Consider the following 22,074-nt stretch of genomic DNA (forward strand, 5'->3'; position numbering starts at 1 on the left):
TCATGTTTCGTGTGCTGCTGCGTCTCTATCTGATCACGATCGTCACCTACAGCGCGGCGATCTTCCTGATTCCCAAGCTGGTGATCCAGGTGTTCGAGCACCGCTACGTGGACTACAACGTCGAACAGTCCCGCGGCCTGCAGAAACTCATCGTCAAGCAATACCAGCGGGCGCCGGTGGAGCGCTGGTCCCAGGTCACCGAACAACTGGGCCGTGACTTCGCGCCGCTCAAGGTTGAACTGCTGTTGCACCAGGACGCGCGCTACACCCCCGAAGAAGAGCAGCTGCTGGCCCAAGGCAAGCCGGTGATCCGCCTGGGCGAGTGGGGGTGGATGGCCGAGGTCAGCTCACCGATCAACCCGCAGTTTGCGGTCAAGCTGACGATCCCGCCGGACTCGCTGGACATGAACCTGCTGTACTGGTCGATGAACGTACTGATCGGTGCCGCGCTGCTCGCCTGCCTACTGGTATGGCTGCGCCCGCACTGGCGCGACCTGGAGCGCCTGAAAAGCACTGCCACGCAGTTGGGCAAGGGGAATTTTGGCGAACGCACGCGCATTCCGCCAAGTTCCAATATCGGCAGCCTGGCGACGGTGTTCGACACCATGGCCGACGATATCGAACACCTGTTGAACCAGCAGCGTGACTTGCTCAACGCGGTCTCCCACGAACTGCGCACCCCCCTGACGCGCCTGGATTTCGGCCTGGCCCTGGCGTTGTCCGAAGACCTGCCCCAGGCCAGCCGCGAGCGCCTGCAAAGCCTGGTGGCGCATATCCGTGAGCTGGATGAGCTGGTGCTGGAGTTGCTTTCCTACAGCCGCCTGCAAAACCCTGCGCAGCTGCCGGAGCGGGTCGAGGTGGTGCTCGACGAGTTTGTCGACAGCGTGCTGGGCAGCGTCGACGACGAACTGGAGCACCCCGAGATTGTGATCGACGTGGCGCTCGACTGCAGTGTCGAGCGCTTCAGCCTCGACCCGCGCCTGACCGCCCGCGCCCTGCAAAACCTGCTGCGCAATGCCACGCGCTACTGCGACAAACGCATCCAGGTGGGGGTCAAGGTATGTCCCACGGGCTGCGAAATCTGCGTGGACGATGATGGCATCGGTATTCCGCCGGACCAGCGCGAACGTATCTTCGAGCCGTTCTATCGCCTGGACCGCAGCCGCGACCGCTCCACCGGCGGGTTTGGCCTGGGCCTGGCGATCAGCCGGCGCGCCCTCGAAGCCCAGGGCGGCACCCTGACCGCGCAGGCTTCACCGCTCGGCGGTGCGCGGTTTCGTGTGTGGTTGCCGAGTGTGACGGATTAGAAAAACCGGGTGGGAAGGCGCACACTGTGTCCCCGCTTTACCCGAGGAGAGATTGGCAATGACCGGTGTTCACACGTCTGCGCAACAGGGTTTTTCGACCCAGGCCGTCACTTACGCCCAGGGCCGACCGAACTATCCGCGGCAACTCACGGGCTGGCTGGCTGACGTACTGCGCATCGACGCGCAGTCGACGGTGATCGACCTGGGCGCCGGCACCGGCAAGTTCACGCGCCTGCTGAACGCCCTGGCGCCGACGCTGATTGCCGTCGAACCCGTGCAGGCGATGGCTGCGCAATTGGCCAGGTTGTTGCCGGATGTGCGCTTGGTCAACGGCACCGCTGAATCCATCCCCCTGGCGTCCGCCTGCGCCGATGCGCTGGTCTGCGCCCAGTCCTTCCACTGGTTCTCCACCCAGGCTGCGTTGGCGGAAATTCACCGCGTGCTCAAGCCCGACGGGCGTCTGGGGCTGGTGTGGAATGTGCGGGATGAATCGGTGGACTGGGTGGCAGCGATCACCGCGATCATCACGCCTTACGAGGGCGATACGCCGCGCTTTCACAGCGGAAAATGGCGCGAGGCGTTCACCGGCGAGTATTTTTCCGCCCCCGAGATGACCTGTTTTCCCTACAACCACGTCGGCAGTCCGCAGGAAGTGATCATGGATCGCTTCCTCTCCGTCAGCTTTATCGCGGCACTGCCCGCCGCTGAAAAAGCCGAGGTCACCGCGCAATTACGCAACCTGATCGCCACTCACCCGGCGTTGAAAGGCCGCGATACCGTGGCCTTTCCCTATCAGACCCAGGCCTACGTTTGCCAACGACTGACGTAAAAGGCATAAAGTCAGATCATATTGATATAAGTGGTTATAAGAAAAATCGCTATCCTGCGGCCAGAATTTTACAAGGCCGCAGGTAGCTGTGATGGATGTGGGTAACGTTGGTTTCGTAGTTGCAGGCCTGATCGTTGGTTTTATCGTCGGCATGACCGGTGTCGGCGGGGGCTCCTTGATGACCCCGATCCTGCTGTGGTTCGGCATTAACCCGGCCACCGCCGTGGGCACCGACTTGTTGTACGCCGCCATCACCAAGTCCGGTGGGGTGCTGGTGCATGGCAAAAACAAGAATATCGACTGGACCATCACCGGCTGGCTCACCTTGGGCAGCGTGCCCGCGGTGCTGCTGACCCTGTGGTTTCTCGCCAGCCTGCACACCGACCCCAGCGCGATGAACGCGGTGATCAAACAGGCGCTCGGCGTGGTGTTGCTGCTGACCGCCCTGGCGATTCTGTTCAAGCATCGCCTGTTGGCCTTCGCCCAGCGCCATGCCGGCGACGATTACCACATGCACCCGCGCAACCTGAACGCGCTGACGGTGGTCACGGGGGCGGTCCTCGGCACCATGGTGGCACTGACCTCCATCGGCGCCGGAGCCCTCGGCACCGTGGCGCTGTTTATCCTTTACCCATTCCTCGCCACGCGGCGCCTGGTCGGCACCGAGATCGCCCACGCCGTACCCCTGACGCTGGTAGCGGGCCTGGGCCACGCCGGCATGGGCAATATGGATTGGCACCTGCTGGGCTTTTTGCTGATGGGGTCGCTGCCGGGTATCTACATCGGTAGCCACATGGCCGGTAAAGTCCCGGACGGCGTGCTGCGCCCGTGTCTGGCGATCATGTTGATGAGCATCGGTTATAAGCTGGCTTTCTAAGGTACGCGGTCGCGTATTGCCGCTGCTCACCGCCTCGATCAAGCCGGTGGCTTGAACAGCACCACCGCCGCGCGCAATTTGTTGTTGCCGAACCGGCACATGCGCTCGAACTCCGCGTGGCTGACCGGCAGGTGCTGGCAGTCCAGGGGCTGGCGGTGCTGGCTGTGGTCCACATCCGGGTCGTGCAAGTAGACGAAGTCGTCGTCGCAGTCGGTGACCATCACCCAGTGCGGCGACTTGGAGCGGGTCAGCCGATAGCTGCTGATCAGCACCAACGGCTGCCCGCCGTCGCGCAGTACCCTGGGCAGATCCAGCGCGCCGCCGAGCACTTGCTCGACCGTGCTGGTGGCCAACTCTTCCTCGAAGGCGTCATGCACTAAACGCATGACGTCCTTTTTATGTTGATCGCGCACGCCGTCGAGAAACAACGGCCCGCGTACATTCACCTGCATCCGCACACGAAAGCCCCGACGCCAGGCGGCCAGCGCCAGGCCTTGAGGGCTGCAACCGCCATGGCCGGCGGTCATGAACACGGTGGTCGCTTCACGCCAGATTTGCAGTTCTTCGCGGCGTGTGGCGACGCGCTCCGGCACCAACGCGCCCATGGCCATCAGCAGGCAGGCGGCGCCACAGGTGAAGTCGGTGGTTTGCGGGTAATACGGCACACGCTCCACGCGCGCGTCCTGGTGCTGGACGATGCGTTTTTCCAGGCGCAGGGCGGGAGCGTGGTCTTCGTAGTAATCGTTGATCAGCGCAAAGCGCCGGTAGCCGTTGCGTTCATACAGGGCGAGGGCGCCGGGGTTGTCGCTGCGCACTTCGAGGCGCAGGTACGCACAGTCGTGCTCCACCGCGCAGGCCTCGATGCGACTCAGCAACTGCTTGCCCAGGCCGAGGCCGCGCGCGTGTTCGGCGATGGCAATCGAGTACAGCCGCGCCAGGGACGTGCCGCGATGGAACAACACCAGCGCATACCCGAGCAATTGGCCGTCCTGTTCAGCCACCAGCAACTCGCCATGGGCGCGGCTGATCATCCAGTGGAAGCTGCGCGGCGACAGTCGATCGGTGGTGAAACAGTGCTGTTCCAGTGCCACCAATGTCGGCACATCGCTGGGGGTTGCAACGCGAAAGAAAAGAGCCATATGACCGCCGTAAAAGTTGCGTAATGAAACGGGACTTCTCTAAAAGATCGTGCTTAATAGAAAAGGTCGAGTTCTCTAAAGCGGATCAAATATTATGTCGGCGGTACAAAGTCATTGGCGTGAAGTATCCGAGCAAACAGTCGCGGCGACAATAACTTCCAAAGGTTATTTTTCTGCTCCGCCCAGAGGCACGAGCCAAGTGGTGATCATTGTCGAACGCAAGGAAGACTGGGCCTCCTACTTCCCCAGCGAAGACATCGTCACGGCCCAGGAATATCTCGAACAAACCCGTGAAAGCGAGACCGGCAAGCGTGTGCAGGTGATCAACCTGTGTCGCGGCTACAAGTACCTGGGGCACGGTTACTACTGCTCACTGTTGGCCGAGGCTCGCGGGCACAAGGTGATTCCATCGGTGCGGACCATCAGTGAACTGACCAAGAAGTCACTGTACGGGCTGGCCCTGGACGACCTGGATAAAACCCTCGATAAAGCCTTGAGTCATCATCTTTACAGCAATACCGAAGGCTTTACGCTGACACTTTATTTTGGCCGAACCAATATAGAGCCGTTGCAGGAGTTGGCCCGCCAACTGTTTGAAGCGTTCCCGTGCCCGATCTTGTTAGTTGAGTTCAAAAAGAATAACGGCTGGCATATCGAAGGGGTCAAGTCTGGCATCTTGCACAAGTTGCGCGATGACCAGGAAGACCAATTCGCCCACGCCCTCGACAACTTCAGCCGCAAGATCTGGCGTCAGCCGCGCTCACGCCGATTGGCCCGCTATGACCTGGCGATCCTGCATGATCCCCAGGAGCAATTGCCGCCGTCCAACGCCAGGGCCCTGGAAAATTTCATCAGGGTCGGCAAGGGTTTGGGTATCGATGTGGAGCTGATCGAGCGCAAGGACTACGCGCGCCTGGCCGAATACGACGCCTTGTTGATCCGCGAGACCACCAGCGTCGACAACCATACCTACCGTTTCGCCAAGAAAGCCGAAAGCGAAGGCCTGGTGGTGATGGACGACCCCGCGTCGATCCTGCGCTGTACCAACAAGGTCTACCTCACCGACCTGCTCAACAGCCATCAACTGGGCATGCCGGCCACCGAGATTCTCTACAAGGAACGACCGGAAGACTTCGAACGGGTCGGCGAACGCCTCGGCTTCCCCCTGGTGCTGAAAATCCCCGACGGCTGTTTCTCCCGCGGGGTGATCAAGGTCGAAAGCCAGGAAGCGTTGCTCAAGGCCACCGCCGAACTGTTCGAGCATTCGGTGCTGCTGTTGGCCCAGGAGTTTTTCTACACCGAGTACGACTGGCGCATTGGCGTACTCAACCGCAAGCCGATCTTTGCCTGCCAATACTTCATGTCCAAGGGCCATTGGCAGATCTACAACCACAAGGCCATCGGCGCGGACATCAACGGCGAATGCCGCACCCTGGCGGTCCACGAGGCGCCCAAGGCCGTGGTGGAGCTGGCGGTGAAGACCGCCAACCTGATCGGCGACGGCCTCTACGGCGTGGACCTCAAGCAATCGGGGGACAAAGTGGTGGTGATCGAGGTCAACGACAACCCCAACCTGGATGCCGGTATCGAAGATGCCTACTTGCAGGACGACCTGTATGGCCTGGTGCTGGAGGAATTCGTCCGACGCCTGGAGTTGAAGCGTCAGGGCCAGGTCTGGTGAGTCGCGATGATCCAGCGCTTTGAATTGATCGATGGAAAGTTGCGCAGCGGGGACAGTGACGAGGCCCCGATCATGTTGTTCAGCAACCCTGACCATGCCGAGCGCAACTGGCTGCTTGAGCACCACAAACTGGACGAGCATGCCCTGGCCTCGGCGCTCGACCCGGATGAAGTCTCGCGCATCGAATTTCACCCCGACAATCTGTTTCTGATCTGGAAGCGCCCGGAGAACTACTCCGGCGGGGGCACCCTGGTGTTTGAGGTGTCGTCCTGCGGCCTGCTGTTTTCACCTGGCCGGCTGTTGGTGATCGCCACCGATGAAACCCCGCTGTCCGGGCTCGGCGCCCGTCGCCCATTGCACACACCGCTGGATGTGCTGCTCGACCTGCTGCTCAACAACATTCACCACTACCTCGGCCACCTCAAAGTGATCAAGCTGGTCGCGCGGGAGCTGCAGCAACAGTTCAACGCGTCCATGAGCAACCATCATCTGATGCAGATGTTCAACCTCAGCGAAAGCCTGATCTATTACATCAACGCGCTGCACAGCAATGGCGCCGTGCTGTCGCGGCTGCGCAACCACGGCGAGAAGGAGCATTTCAGCGCCGAGATTCTCGGCCTGATCGACGACCTGATCATCGAGAACCACCAGTGCTACAAACAGGCCGAGATCTATTCCAACGTGTTCTCCGGGCTGATCGACGCGCGCGGCAACCTGATGAACAACAGCATGAACAACCTGTTGCGCAAGCTGACGTTGATCAACGTGGTGTTTCTGCCGCTCAACCTGATCGCCAGCATTGGCGGCATGTCGGAGTTCAGCATGATGACGGCGGGTACGCCGTGGTGGGTGTCGTACCCGCTGTTTTTGTTGGCGATGGGCTTGGGCGCGGGGTTGATGGTGCTGGGGCTCAAGCGGATTGCAGGCGGCGCGAATGGGAGGTGACCCCCCATCCCTGGGGGGGCCGGCTCAGGACGTGGCTTGCAGGGTCAGCACCTCGAACCCGTCCGCCGTCACCGCCACGGTGTGTTCCCACTGGGCCGACAGGCTGTTGTCCTTGGTCACCACCGTCCAGCCGTCCTTCAGGCTGCGCACCTTGGCGCTGCCCTGGTTCAGCATTGGCTCGACGGTAAACACCATGCCTTCGCGCAGCTCCAGCCCGGTGCCGGGGCGACCGAAGTGCAGGATCTGGGGGTCTTCATGCATCTGCCGGCCGATGCCGTGGCCGCAGTATTCACGTACCACGCTGTAACCATTGGCCTGCGCATGATGCTGGATCGCATGGCCGATGTCGCCCAGGCGGGCGCCGGGCTTGACCTGGCGGATACCGGCCCACATCGCCTCGAAGGTCATCTCCACCAGGCGGCGTGCCTTCGGCGAGACGGTACCGATCATGTACATCTTGCTGGAGTCGGCGATAAAGCCGCCTTTTTCCAGGGTGATGTCGATGTTGACGATGTCGCCGTCCTTGAGGACTTGCGTGGCGCTGGGCATGCCGTGGCACACCACTTCGTTGACCGAGGTGTTGATGGAGAAGGGGTAGTCGTATTGCCCGAGGCTCGCCGGGCGGGCTTTGAGCTCGTGGCGGATGAAGGCTTCGACGGCGCTGTCCAGCTCCAGGGTGGAGCGTCCGGCGGCGACAAAACCGTCGAGCATGCTGAACACCTGGGCCAGCAGGCGCCCGGATTCGCGCATCACGGCGAGTTGTGCGGCGGTTTTGATCATCAGCTGCGCCCCCGGATCAGGTCCGGCTTGTCCAGCAACAGCTTGTTGATCAGCTCGTTGTAGGGCAAATGCGGGTTGAGTTCGGCGAGCAGGCCGATCTTGATCCAGAACTCGGCCTGGGCGTTGATGGAACGGTCCATGGCCGCACTGGCCAGGCGTAGTTGTTCATGCAGTTGGTCGGTGATCTTGACGATGCCCATGTGCTTCACTGTGTCAGATGAATACACGGATCGTATACGTTTCGTATATCCATCGTAAAGCCCCGTCAGCGAAATGGCCCCTTGCCATTGACTTGACCGGCCACCGCCGGGTAATTTCGTGACATGACATTTCAAACCCTGCGTTGCCAGCCAATTATTATTACCGCCATTCCTCATTTGGCGGGATAGCGCTCGGCTGCACCCAAACCCGCCCTAGAGGCGGGTTTTGTTTTTCCGTCTCCAGGTGCCCTTACCCAAGCCAGGAGACTCCCATGAGCACTTGCCCCGTCCCATCTACCGCTGTCTCGGGACTGCTTGAGCACTACGTCAAAAAGATCCTCGCCGCGCCGGTCTACGATTTGGCCGTGCGAACCCCCTTGCAGGTCGCCCCGGCGCTGTCGCTGTTGCTCGACAACCAGGTGTTGCTCAAGCGCGAAGATCTGCAACCGACCTTTTCCTTCAAGATCCGTGGCGCCTACAACAAGCTGATGCAACTCAGCGCCGAGCAGAAGGCCTGCGGCGTGATCACCGCATCGGCCGGCAACCATGCGCAAGGCGTAGCGCTGGCGGCGCGGGAATTGGGGATCAAGGCCACGATCGTCATGCCGTGCAGCACGCCGGAGTTGAAGGTGCTGGGTGTGCGCTCGCGAGGGGCGCAAGCGGTGCTGCACGGTGAGAGCTTTCCGTTTGCCCTGGCCCACGCGTTGCAACTGGCCGAAGCCTGCGGTTGTACGTTTGTCTCGCCGTTCGACGATCCGGACGTGATCGCCGGCCAAGGCACGGTGGGCATGGAAATCCTGCGCCAGCAGCAGGGCGCGCTGGACGCGATCTTCGTGCCGGTGGGCGGTGGCGGCCTGATCGGCGGGATCGCCGCCTACGTCAAATACTTGCGGCCCGAGGTACGCATCGTCGGCGTCGAAGCCGAAGGCTCGAGTTGCCTGTTGGCAGCCTTGCGCGCCGGTGAACGCGTGGTGCTGCCCAGTGTGGACGGGTTTGCTGATGGCACGGCGGTGGCACAGATCGGCGCCTATGGCTTTGAGATCTGCCGGGATTGGGTGGATGACGTCATCACGGTCAGCAACGATGAACTGTGCAGCGCCATCAAGCTGATCTACGACGATACGCGTTCCATCGTCGAGCCGTCCGGCGCCTTGGCTGTGGCGGGCATTCGCCGTTATGTGGGGCAACACCGCGTGCGCGGGCAGACGCTGGTGGCGGTCAACTCAGGGGCCAATATCAACTTTGATAGTTTGCGACATGTTGCTGAAAGAGCCGCAGCACACAGTGCCGGTTAACGCAAAGCCCAGGGTTAAACGTTTAATCGAAGCTGTTCGGCGATGATGTTCGTCGAGTGAATTTGAGTTGAACAAAGTTATACAAGACTGGGTACTGCTTATGAGGAAAGGTTACAACGAGAACGGATTTTGCCGAGTAGGCTTATTGATTGTAAACGTCTTCCAGGGTTGGCAGGACGTGGCGGGCGAGTGCCTGCAAGACTTATAACAATCGATTGGCCGTCTCAAGAAAGGAGAGGTTGACCATGCTTTCGGAATTAGAACTTCGCAGTATCATTGAAGGCAGTTTCCTGCCTAAACGGTGTGAATGCACCAAAGCTGAAGATGCCTCGTTGACGATCAAGGTCTATGACGATCGCGACCGTGACCGGGTGGATCTGGAAGTCAAAGGCATCAATGCTGACAAACTCGACAGCAGTCGAGCCATTTGCAACCTGATCACCGGGTTGCGCGAAGACCTCAAGCAATCGCAGGGGCCTGCACTGCAAAGAGCAGCAGGGCGCGGCCACTACTAGATAGCGAGCGTTGCTTTCACCGATCTGCGGGCCTGGTAAATACCAGGCCCGATGCTGTTGCTACCCGTCAATCCGTGCTGAACGCCGCAGCCTGTGATCGTTTGTTCACCCCAACTGTTGCCGATAGGGCAGGTCCGGGCCCGTTTTGCCGCAGGTCATGGCGGCCGCACGGATCGCAAAGCCCAGCATCGCGTCGATCTGGGCGCGGGTCAGTTGCTGCAGGCCCTCGACCGAATCCAGTTGCTGCTCGGTCAGCCAGGCAATCAACGCCGCCTGGAAGGTATCCCCGGCACCCACGGTATCGGCCATCACCACCTTCACCGCCGGTTGCGACCAGTGCCCGTGCTGGCGGCTGAACACGCTGGCGCCGTTACCGCCGCGAGTGAGGAAGACCAACTGGCAGCGGTGTTGCAACCAGCCCTCAAGCACGCTTTCCGGCGATTGGTCGGGGTAGAGCAGGTGCAGGTCTTCGTCGCTGACCTTGATCAGGTCGGCGTACTTGACCAGTTCGGCCACGCGCTCGCGCCACAGCTGGATATCCGGTTGCGGGTTGAGCCGCACGTTGGGGTCGAGGCTGATCAAGCGCTTGCCGCTTTCGCGCTGGACCAGGGCCAGCAGGGTGTCGCCAATCGGTTGCACCACCAGGGAGAACGAACCTACATGCAGCCCGCGAACCTCATCGCCCAGGGTTGGCAGGTGTGCGCGCGTCAATTGGCGGTCGGCGCAGCCTTCGCCGCGAAAGCTGTATTGCGGCGAGCCATCGGCGCCCACGGCGACCATCGCCAGGGTGGTCGGCGCGGCGAATTCCACCAGGAACTGCGGGTTGACGCCTTCGTCCCTGAGCACCTGCAACAAGCGCTGCCCGAGGAAGTCGGTGGACACGCCGCCGAACAGCGCGGCCTCGATGCCGAGCCGGCGTAAACCGACAGCGACGTTGAACGGCGAACCACCGGCAATCGCCTTGTAATTGAGTTTGGAGGCTTGCCCGCTGGGATCGTCCTCGCTGAAAAAATCAAACAGCGCTTCACCGCACACCAGATACATAGTCGTTCGCTCTTAAAGGGTTGCCACGTGCTGCTGATAGCGCTCGTAGGCGTGTTGATAGGCGCTGACATTGTCGGCCACCGGCAGGGTCCGGCTGGCCGGGTCGACGCTCACGCATTTTTCGCACAGGCTGGCCAGGGACTCGCCGGACTGGCTCCACGCCGCCTGGATCGCCGCGCCCAGGGCCGCCGCTTCGCTTTGTTCGGTGCAGATCACTTCGGTGTGCATGATATCGGCAACCATCTGCCGCCACACCGGGCTTTTCGAGCCGCCGCCGATCAGGCGGATGCTCTGGCTGTGCAGGCCGGTCTGGCGCAACAGATCAAGGCCGTAACGCAAGCCGAAGGTGGTGCCCTCGACCACCGCGCGACACAGGTTGGCGCGGGTCAGGTTGGTCATGGTCAAGCCATGCAGGCTGCCGGTGGCGTGGGGCAGGGCGGGCACGCGTTCGCCATTGAGGAACGGCAGCATGCTCACGCCGTCGGCACCGATCGGCGCCTGCTCGACCAGGGCGTTGAAGGCGTCGAGGTCGAGGTCGAACAGTTCGCGAATCACCCCGGTCGCGTTGGTCAGGTTCATCGTGCAGATCAACGGCAACCAGCCGCCGCTGGAGGAACAGAAGGTCGCGACCGACGCCTGGGGGCTGACGTTGGGCTGGTCGGCGAAGGCATACACGGTGCCCGATGAACCCAGGCTCATGGTGATCACGCCGGGGGCGATATTGCCGGTGCCGATGGCGCCCATCATGTTGTCGCCGCCGCCGCTGGACACGATGGCGTCGGGGTTGATGCCCAGGCGTTCGGCGATGGCCGGCAGGATCGTGCCGACGGCTTGGTCGGCTTCGATCAGCGTCGGCAAGGCTGCCTGCAGGCGGCCGCTGGGGTCGATGTGCTGGAGCAGCGCCACGTCCCAGGTACGGCTGCGCACGTTGAAGTAGCCGGTGCCCGAGGCATCGCCGTATTCCGCGACGGCGCGGCCGGTGAGCCAGTAGTTGAGGTAGTCGTGGGGCAGCAGGATATGCGCGATGCGCGCGAACACCTCGGGGTGCTGCTCGCGGGTCCACAGCAGTTTGGACACGGTGTAACCCGGCGCGATCGCGACGCCGAGACGCTCCAGCGAAGCGCTTTCGCCCCCCAGGTATTGCAACAGGCGCTCGTTTTCGGCGGCGGTTTCGGTGTCGCACCACAGCTTGGCCGGGCGCAGCACCTGGCCGCTGTCATCGAGCAACACCAGGCCGTGTTGCTGGCCGGACACGCCGATGCCGAGGATATCCTGGCCGTCCACGCCGGCCTGTTGCAGGGCGCGGTGGGTGGCTTCGGTAAAGGCGTCCAGCCACTCCTGGGTGTGCTGCTCGCGCCGGCCGTTGGCGCCGCTGATCAGTGTGTGTGCCGCGGCGCCCAGGCCCAGCACCTTGCCGCTGGAGGCGTCGAGGACGATGGCTTTGGTGCCTTGGGTGCCGCAGTCGATGCCGAGGAACAGGTTTTGCTGGGTCATGAGGGTTTGCTCAGCATTGTTGTTGGATTGTAAATGCGCTTCAAATGTGGGAGGGGGCTTGCCCCTGATGGCGGTGTTTCAGTGTAAATGTTCTTTACTGACCCACCGCTATCGGGGGCAAGCCCCCTCCCACAGGTTTAAACCGGTTTCTTCAGGAGTTGCTGCAGTGTTTTTGTGACGCCGTTGTCGCGCAGGCTCGCATAGCACCGCTCGAACGCTGCCACAAACTCAGCCGACTTGGGAATAGCTGTGCCGAAAATCTCCTCCACGCCGAGCAGGCGCTGACTGATCCGCGCATCGTCACTCACCAGGCCCTGGCAAAACTCGGCACGCGGGTCGGGAATTTTGTAGACCGCGCCAGTCTCGTCGACACCCTTGAGGTACAACGCCCACGCGGCCACCACCAACGCTGCGCGCTCGGTCTCGCGCCCATCGGCTATCAGGCGGTTGATCGTTGGCACGGTGAACTTGGGAAACTTCGACGAGCCATCGGAACACACGCGCTCCAACTGGTCGGCAATCGCCTGGTTGGAGAAGCGATCGACCAGGGTCTGCTTGTACTGCGTGAGGTCGATGCCCGGCACCGGCGCCAGGTTCGGCGTGACGTCCAGGTCCATGTAGGCGCGCATGTACGCGACGAACAACGGGTCATTCATGGTCTCGTGAACGAACCGATACCCCTTGAGAAACCCCAGGTAAGTCAGGGCCAGGTGGCTGCCGTTGAGCAGGCCGATCTTCATTTCTTCATAGGGCGTGACGTCATCGGTGAACTGCACGCCGACTTTTTCCCAGGCCGGGCGGCCGTTGACGAAGCGGTCTTCCAGCACCCATTGCACAAACGGCTCGCACACCACCGGCCAGGCATCGTCGATGCCGTGCTCATCGTGCAATTGCAGGCGATGCGCGGTACTGGTCATCGGCGTGATGCGGTCGACCATGGCGTTGGGGAACGTCACGTTGGCCTGGATCCAGTCATGCAGTTCGGCGTCGTGCAGGGCGGCGAAGGCCAGCAGGGCCTTGCGCGTGACGGCGCCGTTGTGCGGCAGGTTATCGCAGGACATCACGGTAAACGCCGGGGTGCCGGCGGCGCGACGTTGGGTCAGTGCGGCGCAGATAAAGCCGAACACGGTTTTCGGTGCCTGCGGGTGTGCCAGGTCGTGCTGGATCTGCGGCAGGTGGGCCATGAACTCGCCATTGCTGTCGTCGATGCAGTAGCCGCCTTCGGTGATGGTCAGCGAGACGATGCGGATGTGCGGGCTGGCCAGTTTGTCGATCAGCCCCTGGGCGCCGTCCTCGGCCAGCAGCATGTCGCTGATCGAGCCGATCACGCGCACTTCGGTGTCGTCGCTGTCGCCCAGTTCATACAGGGTGAACAGGTAGTCCTGGCCGGCCAGGTCGTCGCGGGCCTTGCGGTCCTCGCTGCGCAGGCCGATGCCGCAAATGCTCCAGTCCAGGCCCTCGCCGGTATTCATCAGCGCATCGGTGTAATACGCCTGGTGCGCGCGGTGGAAACCGCCGACGCCGATATGGGCGATGCCCTGGCGGGTATCGGCAATGGCGTAGGTCGGGATTTTCACTTCCGGCGCCAATTGGGTGAGGTTGTGTTTATTCAGTTTCATCATAACTCTCGCGGAATCAGGCGGCGGCGCGCAGTGGTCGGGTGACGGCCACGCCGTCGGTGTCGAACAGATGGCAGTGCGCCGGGTCCAGGTGCAGGTGCAGCGTCTCGCCATACTGGCTGGCCATGTCGCCGCGAATCCGCATGGTCAGCGGCTCGCCGTTGGCGGTGATGACGTGGCAGAAGGTGTCGCTGCCCAGGCGCTCGCCGACGTCGGCGGTGACGGTCAGGCCGGCCTGGCCCGGTGCGGCGATCTCCAGGTGTTCCGGGCGAATGCCCAGGGTCACCGCGCTGCCCACGCTCAAGGTGGCGCCGCTCAGCGGCAGGCTGATCAGGCTGCCGGCGTCCAGTTGCACGTCGCAGCCCTGGCCCTCGACCCGCGTGACCTTGCCCTTGAGGAAGCCCATTTTCGGCGTGCCGAGAAAGCCCGCGACAAACAGGTTGGCCGGCTGGTGATACAGCTCCAGTGGCGAGCCGACCTGCTCGATGCGGCCGCTGTTGAGCACCACCACTTTGTCGGCCAGGGTCATGGCTTCGACCTGATCGTGGGTCACATAGATCATGGTCGCTTGCAGTTCTTTATGCAGGCGCGCCAGTTCCAGGCGCATCTGCACGCGCAGCGCGGCGTCGAGGTTGGACAGCGGTTCGTCGAACAGGAAGATCTTCGGGTTGCGCACAATCGCCCGGCCGATCGCCACGCGCTGGCGTTGGCCGCCGGACAGCTGCTTGGGCTTGCGCTCCAGCAGTGGGCCCAGTTCGAGGATGCGCGCCGCTTCGCTGACTTTGCTCTCTACCAGCTTTTTGTCGACGCCGGCCAGGTCGAGGGCAAACGACATGTTCTTGCGCACGCTCATGTGCGGGTACAGCGCGTAGGTCTGGAACACCATCGCCAGGTCGCGCTTGGCCGGGGTGACTTCGGTGATGTCGCGGCCATCGAGCTCAATGGTGCCTTCGCTGACTTCTTCCAGGCCGGCGATCAGCCGCAGCAGCGTGGATTTACCGCAACCCGACGGGCCGACGAAGACCACGAACTCCTTGTCGTTCACTTCCAGGTCGATGCCCTTGATGATGGAAAAGCCTTCGAAGCCTTTTTGCAGATTCTTGATTTTCAGGTTGGCCATGGGATGGGCCTCCGCTTCTGAATTCGTTTTTGTTAGAGAGAAGCCGTTATTTCACGGCGCCGAAGGACAACCCGCGCACCAGCTGTTTCTGGCTGATCCAGCCAAAAATCAGGATCGGCGCGCAGGCCAGGGTCGACACGGCCGACAATTTGGCCCAGAACAAGCCTTCGGGGCTGGAGTAGGAGGCGATCAGCGCGGTCAGCGGCGCGGCAGTCGACGAGGTCAGGTTCAGCGACCAGAACGCCTCGTTCCAGCACAGGATCAGCGACAGCAGCACCGTGGACGCCAGCCCGCCCTTGGCGATCGGCAGCAGCACGCGGACCATCTCCTGCCACAGGGTGGCGCCGTCCAGGCGGGCGGCTTCGAGGATGTCTTTGGGGATGTCCTTGAAGTAGGTGTAAACCATCCACACCACGATCGGCAGGTTGATCAGGGTGTAGATGATGATCAGCGCGATACGCGTATCCAGCAGGCCAAAGCTCTTGGCCAGTAGGTAGATCGGCATCAGCACGCCCACCGGTGGCAGCATCTTGGTCGACAGCATCCACAGCAGGGTGCCCTTGGTGCGTTGGGTCTCGTAGAACGCCATGGAGTAGGCCGCCGGCACCGAGATCAGCAGGCACAAGGCGGTGGCGCTGAACGAAATCAGCACCGAGTTCCACGCGTAGCTGAAGTAGTTGCTGCGTTCGTTGATGTGCAGGTAGTTCTCCAGCGTCGGCGTGAAGATGAACTGCGGCGGCGTGGCGAACGCGTCGATCTCGGTCTTGAAGCTGGTCAGCACCATCCAGAAGATCGGGAAGAAGATCAGGATCGCGATGGCCCAGGCCAGGGTGCCGAGCAGCAGGCTTTGCAGGCGGCGGGATTGTTGAAGCGTCATGGCGCGGCCCTCAAGGCTTGTCAGTCAGGTTTTTGCCGATCATCCGCACCAGGATGATCGCCGCGATGTTGGCGATGACCACGGCAATCAAGCCGCCGGCCGAGGCCATGCCCACGTCGAACTGCACCAGCGCCTGGTTGTAGATCAGGTAGGCGAGGTTGGTCGAGGCGTAGCCGGGGCCGCCGTTGGTGGTGGTGAAGATTTCGGCGAACACCGAGAGCAGGAAGATCGTTTCGATCATCACCACCACGGCAATCGGCCGCGCCAGGTGCGGTAGGGTCAGGTGCCAGAAGATCGCGATGGCGCCGGCGCCGTCCAGGCGTGCGGCTTCCTTTTGTTCCTGGTCGAGGGACTGCATGGCGGTCATCAGCAGCAGGATCGCGAAGGGCAGCCATTGCCACGAGACGATGATGATGATCGACAGCAGTGGGTAATGCGCCAGCCAATCCACCGGCTGCGCGCCGAACAGCTTCCACACGGCGGCGAGAATCCCCGACACCGGGTGGAAAATCAGGTTCTTCCAGATCAGCGCACCGACGGTGGGCATGATGAAGAACGGCGAGATCAACAACACCCGCACCAGGCCGCGGCCGAAGAACTCACTGGCCTCCAGCAGGGCGCTGATCAATACGCCGAACACCACGCTGATCAGCAGCACGCTGCCCACCAGCAACAGGGTATTGGTGGCGCCGGGCAGGAAGCCCGAATCGGTGATGAAGTAGGTGAAGTTCTCCAGCCCCACGAACTGGTTTTCGCCGGGGTAGAGCAGGTTGTAGCGGATCAGCGAAAAGTACAGGGTCATGCCCAGCGGCACGATCATCCACAGTAGCAACAAGGCTACCGAGGGGCTGACGAGAAACCAGCCGGGGTTGGCCAGGCGGCTTTTGCGTGTTGTATTCATGGTGATCAAGACCGATTAGAGGCAGGTGCGCAAAACTCCTGTAGGAGCGAGCTTGCTCGCGAAAAAGGTACATCCGACGCCGACATGCGCCTGAAATACCTTCGCGAGCAAGCTCGCTCCTACAGAATCGGGGGTTACTTGGGATAACCGGCCCGCTTCATTTCACGCTCGGTGGTGGTCTGCGCGGCGCTCAAGGCTTGATCCACGGTTTGCTGACCGGTCAGCGCACCCGAGAAGAACTTGCCGACCTGGGTACCGATCGCCTGGAACTCAGGAATGGTCACCAGTTGGATACCGATATACGGCACCGGCTTGAGCGTCGGTTGGGTCGGGTCGGCGACTTTCAGCGATTCTAGGGTGACCTTGGCGAACGGCGCGGCCTGCATGTACGCGTCGCTGTAGGTCGACTTGCGCGTCCCTGGTGGGACGTTGGCGATGCCGTCGGTCTTGGCAACCAGGGCGCCGTATTCCTTGGAAGTCGCCCAACTGGTGAACAGCTTGGCGGCGTCCTTGGCTTTGGAGCTGGTCGGGATCGCCAGGCTCCAGGAGTACAGCCACGAGGTGCCTTTGTCGGTCTTCTCGTGGGGGGCGAAGGTGAAGCCGACATGGTCCGCCACCTTGCTTTGGGTCTTGTCGGTGACGAACGAGCCGGCCACGCTGGCGTCGACCCAGATCGCGCACTTGCCGCTGTTGAACAGGGCGAGGTTTTCGTTGAAACCGTTGCTCGAAGCGCCCGGCGGGCCGGATTTCTTCATGTTGTCGACGTAGAAGTTCAGCGCGTCCTTCCATTCGGGGCCATTGAATTCAGGCTGCCATTTTTCGTCGAACCAGCGCGCGCCATAGCCGTTGGCCAGGGTGGTGATCAGCGCCATGTTTTCACCCCAACCGGCTTTGCCACGCAGGCACAGGCCGTATTGTTCTTTGGTTTTGTCGGTGAGCTTTGCCGCGTATTCACCGATCTGCGTCCAGGTCGGATGCTCGGGCATGCTCAGCCCCGCGTCCTTGAACAGGTCGGTGCGGTAATAGGTGATCGAACTTTCGGCATAGAACGGTAGGGCGTACAGCGAACCCTTGACGGACAAACCGTCACGCACGGAAGGGAACACATCGTCGAGGTCGTAGGACGCCGGTAGGTCCTTCATCGGTTCCAGCCAGCCCTTGGCGCCCCAGAGTGCGGCTTCGTACATGCCGATGGTCAACACGTCGAACTGCCCGCCCTGGGTGGCGATGTCGGTGGTCAAGCGTTGGCGCAGGACGTTTTCTTCGAGCACCACCCAATTCAACTTGATGTCCGGGTGCTCGGCCTCGAAGGTCTTCGAGAGCTTTTGCATGCGGATCATGTCGCTGTTGTTGACGGTGGCAATGGTCAGGGTTTGCGCGCCAAGGCTGACGGCGCTGAGGGTCATGCATGCCGTCATGCAAGAACAGGCAAGCAGTGTTTTTGCTGTGAACTTCATCGCGCACTCCTTTTCTGCGCCCAGGGGCTGCAGAAGGACAGTTATTGTTGTTGTGTCTTCCCACGCGGAGCCAGGAAGAGTGTGCGTTGATTACAGCCCTCAAATGGGGGGTGTGACAAATCCTTGGGCGCACTGGGACTGATACTTTTTTGTACTCGCTCACCAAAAGCCGAAACGATTAAGCCAGGTTCTGTTCGGTGAGCCGCTGCACCGCCAGGCGCCGGTAGTGGGAAGGCGTCATGCCTTTAAGTTGCTGGAAGCGGCGATTGAAGTTGGAAATGTTGTTGAACCCCGACTCGAAGCACACATCGGTGACGGCCTTGTCGCCATCGGCCAGCAGTTCGCAGGACTTGCTGATGCGCAGGCGATTGACGAATTCGATAAACGTGCGCCCGGTGGCCTGCTTGAACACCCGCGAGAAATACGTCGGTTTCATCCCCAGGTAGTCGGCCACTTCCTCCAGTGACAACTCCCGTGCGTAATGCGCAAAGATGTAGTCCACCGCCCGGTTGGTGCGGTCGATGCTGTGTTCGTCGGCCAGTTGCGGCGTGGTCACGCCGGACAGCAGTTGGTAATCCTCACACGCGCTCAACACGTCCAGCAGGATAAAGAAGTGCCCCAGGCGCGCCATGCCCTGGGCGTCCTCGATGCGTTGCATGAGCGTCATGGCCTGGGCGATGGTCTTCTTGCAGCGAAACTCGATGCCGGACTGCGCCCGCTCCAGTAGCGGCGCGAGGGTCTTGAGCTCAGTAAAAATGTGACTGCCGTTCTCAAGCAGCTCATCGGTGAAATTCACCAGCATGTCGCGCTTGGGCACCACTTCGTCTTCCTCGACCTGGCTGATCCAGTTGTGAGGCAGGTTGGGGCCGGTAAGGAACAGGCTTTCCGGGTAGAAGTTGCCGATGTAGTCGCCGATGAACACCTTGCCGGAACTGGCGACGATCAGGTGCAACTCGTATTCCTTATGGAAATGCCAGCGCACCAACGGGCAAGGGAAACCGTGCTGGCGATAGATGATGGACAGACCGTTGTGATCGTCCATCAGCTCGTAGGAAGGGTCGGTGATTCGCGTTGCTCGGGTCATGCTGCCGTCGCTTTATTGTGGTTGTGCTTCGCAATAATGCCCCCTTGTGTGCTGTCGCTGCCAGCGGCAAGTTGGTTGGAGCATCCCTGAAGGCCGTTTTGGGTTATCGGCGACTTAATATATTTCACTGGCCTGTGCTATTAACAAAAGCGTTTACGAGCAGGCGTCGTGCTAATCGAGAGGGCATGGTCGCTAGGAGCAAAGAAGCGTTTTATCTGAAACAGAACACGAACAAGGAGTTGGTTATGATTCGTGATGCACTGCCCAAGGACGCGAAGAGCATTGCTGATGTTCATGTCAGTAGCTGGCAACACGCTTATGCGAATCTGATGCCGGCTGATTTTTTGGCCTCGCTGACTGCGACATTGCCAAAAAGGGAGGCTTATTGGGCTCAGGCAATCGAAAGCAAAGACTCTGACGTTTTAGTTTCAGAGGTGGATGGAAACGTTGTCGGTTGGATTTCAGTGGGCCGTTGCCGTGATGAAGACAAGCCCGCAGCGGAGTCGGGAGAGGTCATGGCTATCTATATTTTGGCAGAGTATTGGGGTAAAGGAATCGGTGCCAAATTGTGGGAGTCAGGTTTAAACCGTTTGTTTGATCAAGGTTATAAAAATATTACCTTATGGGTTTTATCTGCAAACGAAAGAGCTGTTCGCTTTTATCAGGGGCTCGGCGGAAGAGAAGAGCCTGGCAGCCGTCGCACGCTGGTCCGTGGTGGCGTGTCGCTGGATGAGGTGAGGTATGTTTGGGGCCGTTAAGGTTTAGGGCTGCCCCGAGTGGCGTGCCGCGCAGCGGCGGCACGTCGAAGTTACGATATTCACGCTTCCTGATGCACTAAAGGTTACGGTTTTTTGCCTCGATCCACTGCGACATGTATTGCGTACTTTTGTGGGCATGGTGGCGCAGCATGCCGCCGGTGAAATTATTTCGGCGGTGGGCGGCGAGGTCGTTGCGGCACTGCTCCAGGCATTCCACCAACGCGGGGCCGTGGATGTTTTGGTCATACCGGCGGGCCAGGAGTTGGCGCCCGTGCTCCTGGGCCTGGGTCCAGCGTTCGCGGTCTTGGTAAAGGCTCACGGCGGCATCGGCCAACGCCATGGCGCTGTGGGCGATTGCCCCCGGCCACGGTTGCTCGTCGCCCATGGCTTCGGCGCCGACCGGTGTGGTGATATTCGGCGTGCCGCAGAGCATGGCATCCACCAGCTTGCCCTTGATCCCCGCACCGAAGCGCAACGGGGCCAGGCAGATGCGCGCCGCTGTCATCACTTGCAGGGCATCCTCGGCCCAGTTCATCACATGAAACCCCTGGGCCGCGTTGTGTAGGGCCGTCGCCTTGGGCGGGGTGTAGGCACCATAGATATGCAACTGGGCACCTGGTAGTTGCTGGCGGATCAACGGCCACACACTGTTCTTCATCCAGAGCACGGCATCCCAGTTCGGCGCGTGACGGAAGTTGCCGATGCTGAGGAAGTGCGCGCGCTCGTCGAAGGGGGCGAATGCTTCGGTTGGCGGCTCGAGCATCAATGGGCACCAGTGGAGCAGGGCGGCGGGCACCTTGAAGTGCTCGGTGAGCAGGCGGATTTCCACGTCGGAGATCATCAGGCTGATGTCGCAGCGATAGATGGCCGCGATCTCGCGCTTGGTCAGGTCGGTGTCGGCCATGCGCTGGAACTCGTCTTCCAGGCCCGGTGCGAACAAGGCGCTGAAGTCATCGTTGCCCGGTTGCGCCTTGAGGTCGTCCTTGAGCCGCTGCTGGCGTGCGTCGCGCAGGCTTTGCAGGTCGGAGGTTTCCAGCACCCGCAACGCTGCGGGGCAGTGCTTCTCGACGCGCCAGCCGAACTGTTCTTCCATCATGAAGCGGTCGAACAGCACGATGTCCGGGGCCAGTTCGCGGATAAAGTCGTCGAAACTGCTGTTATTGAGTTCGATGGCGCACTCGGTGATACCGAGTGCCGGCAGGTCGGCTTTGTGCTCGCCGATGGTCGCTGGGCTGCTGAAGGTAATATCCCAACCTTGTGTAAGAAAAGTTTCGAGAATCTGCATCATATGCCCGCCGGCAGCCGAGGAGCGCGGTTCCGGCCAGACATAACCAATGACCAGGACTTTGGTGGCGGGCTGATTCATCAACAACAGATTCCTTGAGCGGGGACGAAAACCGCGCAATTAAACCACAACCGCCCGCGTGCCCGGCGAGACATGACAATTTGTGTCTGGCGGTAGGTCGCCACGGCACTTTGTGGTTAACTTCCGCCTCTCGAATTCGTTTAACCAAACCCAGCATAAGGATTCCGTTCATGGCTCAAGTCACCCTTCGTGGTAACCCCGTCCAAGTTGAAGGCGAACTGCCGCAAACCGGCTCCAAGGCGCCAGACTTCACCCTGACCGCCGGCGATCTGTCGGACGTGACCCTGGCCACCTTCGCCGGCAAGCGCAAAGTGCTGAACATCTTCCCAAGCGTCGACACCCCGACCTGTGCCACGTCGGTACGCACGTTCAACGCCCAGGCCGACAAAGTGGCCAACACCGTGGTGCTGTGCATCTCCTCTGACCTGCCGTTTGCCCAGAAGCGTTTTTGCGGCACCGAAGGCCTGGACAACGTGCAGAGCCTGTCGGACTTCCGCAACGCTGATTTCGCCGTTGACTACGGCGTTTCGATTGCTGACGGCCCGCTCCGGGCTCTGACCGCCCGTGCCGTCGTTGTGCTGGATGAAAACGACAATGTGCTGCACAGCGAACTGGTCCCTGAAATCGGCCAAGAGCCAAACTACGAAGCAGCCCTGGCTGTTTTGAAGTAACTGTTTCTGCGCATTACTGTCGTTATGCAGTAACACTGCGCGGTACATAATTGCGGCCTGGCCTAGTCCAGGCCGTTTTTATTTGCTGGTCAGATGTTTAGCGAAATAGCCGGTG

General features: G+C 61.1%; 21 protein-coding genes. 9 read left to right on the top strand and 12 right to left on the bottom strand.

From position 1 onward, the window contains the following. Window positions 1-2 precede the first annotated feature (2 nt). The 3 genes from NR164_RS20765 to NR164_RS20775 all read left to right on the top strand — a co-directional run bounded on the left by NR164_RS20765 (window position 3) and on the right by NR164_RS20775 (window position 3,013). Window positions 3-1,307, top strand: a complete 1,305-nt coding sequence (locus NR164_RS20765; RefSeq protein WP_046383182.1) for an ATP-binding protein — start codon at window positions 3-5, stop codon at window positions 1,305-1,307. A 58-nt stretch (window positions 1,308-1,365) separates the two neighbouring features. Continuing rightward, a complete protein-coding gene (locus NR164_RS20770) occupies window positions 1,366-2,136 on the top strand; it encodes a class I SAM-dependent methyltransferase (protein WP_017848417.1) in 771 nt (256 codons plus the stop codon). A gap of 91 nt (window positions 2,137-2,227) precedes the next feature. Then, complete coding sequence (locus NR164_RS20775; protein ID WP_046383183.1) at window positions 2,228-3,013, top strand: sulfite exporter TauE/SafE family protein; 786 nt, start codon at window positions 2,228-2,230, stop codon at window positions 3,011-3,013. A 38-nt stretch (window positions 3,014-3,051) separates the two neighbouring features. Here the strand turns inward: NR164_RS20775 and NR164_RS20780 are convergent, their stop codons facing one another. Further along, a complete protein-coding gene (locus NR164_RS20780; protein ID WP_046383184.1) occupies window positions 3,052-4,152 on the bottom strand; it encodes a GNAT family N-acetyltransferase/peptidase C39 family protein in 1,101 nt (366 codons plus the stop codon). Between the two features lie 94 nt (window positions 4,153-4,246). Here NR164_RS20780 and NR164_RS20785 point away from each other — a divergent pair, with 94 nt between their 5' ends. Further along, window positions 4,247-5,833, top strand: coding sequence for a RimK family protein (locus NR164_RS20785; protein WP_108526598.1), 1,587 nt, complete (start codon window positions 4,247-4,249; stop codon window positions 5,831-5,833). A 6-nt stretch (window positions 5,834-5,839) separates the two neighbouring features. Beyond that, window positions 5,840-6,778, top strand: a complete 939-nt coding sequence (locus NR164_RS20790) for a magnesium transporter CorA family protein (protein ID WP_046383186.1) — start codon at window positions 5,840-5,842, stop codon at window positions 6,776-6,778. A 24-nt stretch (window positions 6,779-6,802) separates the two neighbouring features. Here NR164_RS20790 and map read toward each other — a convergent pair whose 3' ends face one another. Both map and NR164_RS20800 read right to left on the bottom strand, forming a co-directional pair. Further along, window positions 6,803-7,558, bottom strand: a complete 756-nt coding sequence (gene map, locus NR164_RS20795; protein ID WP_256823211.1) for a type I methionyl aminopeptidase — start codon at window positions 7,556-7,558, stop codon at window positions 6,803-6,805. After that, on the bottom strand, window positions 7,558-7,758 hold the full coding sequence (locus NR164_RS20800; protein ID WP_003190946.1) for a ParD-like family protein: 201 nt from the start codon (window positions 7,756-7,758) through the stop codon (window positions 7,558-7,560). Before NR164_RS20800 ends, map begins: the two co-directional genes overlap by 1 nt. A gap of 272 nt (window positions 7,759-8,030) precedes the next feature. On the opposite strand from NR164_RS20800, the gene ilvA reads away from it, so the two are divergent. Further along, window positions 8,031-9,053 (top strand): threonine ammonia-lyase, biosynthetic, encoded by a 1,023-nt coding sequence (ilvA, locus tag NR164_RS20805; RefSeq protein ID WP_079443655.1) that lies wholly within the window; start codon window positions 8,031-8,033, stop codon window positions 9,051-9,053. Window positions 9,054-9,298: 245 nt separating this feature from the next. Continuing rightward, entirely contained in the window at window positions 9,299-9,568 is a 270-nt protein-coding gene (locus tag NR164_RS20810) for a DUF1652 domain-containing protein (protein ID WP_017848424.1), read from the top strand. 105 nt (window positions 9,569-9,673) lie between these two features. Here NR164_RS20810 and NR164_RS20815 read toward each other — a convergent pair whose 3' ends face one another. The 8 genes from NR164_RS20815 to NR164_RS20850 form a co-directional block, all read right to left on the bottom strand. Continuing rightward, a complete protein-coding gene (locus tag NR164_RS20815; protein ID WP_046383188.1) occupies window positions 9,674-10,612 on the bottom strand; it encodes a carbohydrate kinase in 939 nt (312 codons plus the stop codon). Between the two features lie 12 nt (window positions 10,613-10,624). Then, window positions 10,625-12,106, bottom strand: coding sequence for a xylulokinase (xylB, locus tag NR164_RS20820; protein WP_046383189.1), 1,482 nt, complete (start codon window positions 12,104-12,106; stop codon window positions 10,625-10,627). A 137-nt stretch (window positions 12,107-12,243) separates the two neighbouring features. Further along, complete coding sequence (locus NR164_RS20825; RefSeq protein WP_079443656.1) at window positions 12,244-13,725, bottom strand: mannitol dehydrogenase family protein; 1,482 nt, start codon at window positions 13,723-13,725, stop codon at window positions 12,244-12,246. 16 nt (window positions 13,726-13,741) lie between these two features. Then, window positions 13,742-14,845 carry an ABC transporter ATP-binding protein gene (locus NR164_RS20830; RefSeq protein WP_046383191.1) on the bottom strand — a complete coding sequence of 368 codons (1,104 nt, stop codon included), beginning with the start codon at window positions 14,843-14,845 and terminating at the stop codon, window positions 13,742-13,744. A gap of 46 nt (window positions 14,846-14,891) precedes the next feature. Continuing rightward, on the bottom strand, window positions 14,892-15,722 hold the full coding sequence (locus NR164_RS20835) for a carbohydrate ABC transporter permease (RefSeq protein WP_012723930.1): 831 nt from the start codon (window positions 15,720-15,722) through the stop codon (window positions 14,892-14,894). 10 nt (window positions 15,723-15,732) lie between these two features. After that, window positions 15,733-16,623 carry a carbohydrate ABC transporter permease gene (locus NR164_RS20840; RefSeq protein WP_046385260.1) on the bottom strand — a complete coding sequence of 297 codons (891 nt, stop codon included), beginning with the start codon at window positions 16,621-16,623 and terminating at the stop codon, window positions 15,733-15,735. Window positions 16,624-16,757: 134 nt separating this feature from the next. Then, complete coding sequence (locus NR164_RS20845) at window positions 16,758-18,080, bottom strand: sugar ABC transporter substrate-binding protein (protein WP_046383192.1); 1,323 nt, start codon at window positions 18,078-18,080, stop codon at window positions 16,758-16,760. A 178-nt stretch (window positions 18,081-18,258) separates the two neighbouring features. Beyond that, window positions 18,259-19,164, bottom strand: a complete 906-nt coding sequence (locus NR164_RS20850; protein WP_017848432.1) for an AraC family transcriptional regulator — start codon at window positions 19,162-19,164, stop codon at window positions 18,259-18,261. A 245-nt stretch (window positions 19,165-19,409) separates the two neighbouring features. Between NR164_RS20850 and NR164_RS20855 the strand changes: the two genes are divergently transcribed. After that, on the top strand, window positions 19,410-19,922 hold the full coding sequence (locus NR164_RS20855; RefSeq protein WP_046385261.1) for a GNAT family N-acetyltransferase: 513 nt from the start codon (window positions 19,410-19,412) through the stop codon (window positions 19,920-19,922). 76 nt (window positions 19,923-19,998) lie between these two features. Here the strand turns inward: NR164_RS20855 and NR164_RS20860 are convergent, their stop codons facing one another. After that, on the bottom strand, window positions 19,999-21,288 hold the full coding sequence (locus NR164_RS20860; RefSeq protein WP_256823212.1) for a glycosyltransferase: 1,290 nt from the start codon (window positions 21,286-21,288) through the stop codon (window positions 19,999-20,001). A 170-nt stretch (window positions 21,289-21,458) separates the two neighbouring features. Here NR164_RS20860 and tpx point away from each other — a divergent pair, with 170 nt between their 5' ends. Then, the gene (gene tpx, locus NR164_RS20865; protein WP_017848435.1) at window positions 21,459-21,959 is read left to right on the top strand and encodes a thiol peroxidase; all 501 of its coding nucleotides are present in this window, start codon (window positions 21,459-21,461) and stop codon (window positions 21,957-21,959) included. Window positions 21,960-22,074: the final 115 nt, after the last annotated feature.

Origin of the sequence: Pseudomonas sp. Pse79 (genome assembly GCF_024519615.1) — a bacterium.
Taxonomy (GTDB): Bacteria; Pseudomonadota; Gammaproteobacteria; order Pseudomonadales; family Pseudomonadaceae; genus Aquipseudomonas; species Aquipseudomonas veronii.

What these genes read in the sequence shown, in the direction of transcription:
- NR164_RS20825 (WP_079443656.1), bottom strand. Translation starts at nt 13,725, where the DNA reads ATGAAACTGAATAAACACAACCTCACCCAATTGGCGCCGGAAGTGAAA.
- NR164_RS20800 (WP_003190946.1), bottom strand. Translation starts at nt 7,758, where the DNA reads ATGGGCATCGTCAAGATCACCGACCAACTGCATGAACAACTACGCCTG.
- NR164_RS20790 (WP_046383186.1), top strand. Translation starts at nt 5,840, where the DNA reads ATGATCCAGCGCTTTGAATTGATCGATGGAAAGTTGCGCAGCGGGGAC.
- NR164_RS20830 (WP_046383191.1), bottom strand. Translation starts at nt 14,845, where the DNA reads ATGGCCAACCTGAAAATCAAGAATCTGCAAAAAGGCTTCGAAGGCTTT.
- NR164_RS20835 (WP_012723930.1), bottom strand. Translation starts at nt 15,722, where the DNA reads ATGACGCTTCAACAATCCCGCCGCCTGCAAAGCCTGCTGCTCGGCACC.
- NR164_RS20770 (WP_017848417.1), top strand. Translation starts at nt 1,366, where the DNA reads ATGACCGGTGTTCACACGTCTGCGCAACAGGGTTTTTCGACCCAGGCC.
- NR164_RS20785 (WP_108526598.1), top strand. Translation starts at nt 4,247, where the DNA reads ATGTCGGCGGTACAAAGTCATTGGCGTGAAGTATCCGAGCAAACAGTC.
- NR164_RS20860 (WP_256823212.1), bottom strand. Translation starts at nt 21,288, where the DNA reads ATGAATCAGCCCGCCACCAAAGTCCTGGTCATTGGTTATGTCTGGCCG.
- NR164_RS20855 (WP_046385261.1), top strand. Translation starts at nt 19,410, where the DNA reads ATGATTCGTGATGCACTGCCCAAGGACGCGAAGAGCATTGCTGATGTT.
- NR164_RS20815 (WP_046383188.1), bottom strand. Translation starts at nt 10,612, where the DNA reads ATGTATCTGGTGTGCGGTGAAGCGCTGTTTGATTTTTTCAGCGAGGAC.
- ilvA (WP_079443655.1), top strand. Translation starts at nt 8,031, where the DNA reads ATGAGCACTTGCCCCGTCCCATCTACCGCTGTCTCGGGACTGCTTGAG.
- NR164_RS20780 (WP_046383184.1), bottom strand. Translation starts at nt 4,152, where the DNA reads ATGGCTCTTTTCTTTCGCGTTGCAACCCCCAGCGATGTGCCGACATTG.
- NR164_RS20840 (WP_046385260.1), bottom strand. Translation starts at nt 16,623, where the DNA reads ATGAATACAACACGCAAAAGCCGCCTGGCCAACCCCGGCTGGTTTCTC.
- NR164_RS20765 (WP_046383182.1), top strand. Translation starts at nt 3, where the DNA reads ATGTTTCGTGTGCTGCTGCGTCTCTATCTGATCACGATCGTCACCTAC.
- xylB (WP_046383189.1), bottom strand. Translation starts at nt 12,106, where the DNA reads ATGACCCAGCAAAACCTGTTCCTCGGCATCGACTGCGGCACCCAAGGC.
- NR164_RS20850 (WP_017848432.1), bottom strand. Translation starts at nt 19,164, where the DNA reads ATGACCCGAGCAACGCGAATCACCGACCCTTCCTACGAGCTGATGGAC.
- NR164_RS20775 (WP_046383183.1), top strand. Translation starts at nt 2,228, where the DNA reads ATGGATGTGGGTAACGTTGGTTTCGTAGTTGCAGGCCTGATCGTTGGT.
- map (WP_256823211.1), bottom strand. Translation starts at nt 7,558, where the DNA reads ATGATCAAAACCGCCGCACAACTCGCCGTGATGCGCGAATCCGGGCGC.
- NR164_RS20845 (WP_046383192.1), bottom strand. Translation starts at nt 18,080, where the DNA reads ATGAAGTTCACAGCAAAAACACTGCTTGCCTGTTCTTGCATGACGGCA.
- tpx (WP_017848435.1), top strand. Translation starts at nt 21,459, where the DNA reads ATGGCTCAAGTCACCCTTCGTGGTAACCCCGTCCAAGTTGAAGGCGAA.
- NR164_RS20810 (WP_017848424.1), top strand. Translation starts at nt 9,299, where the DNA reads ATGCTTTCGGAATTAGAACTTCGCAGTATCATTGAAGGCAGTTTCCTG.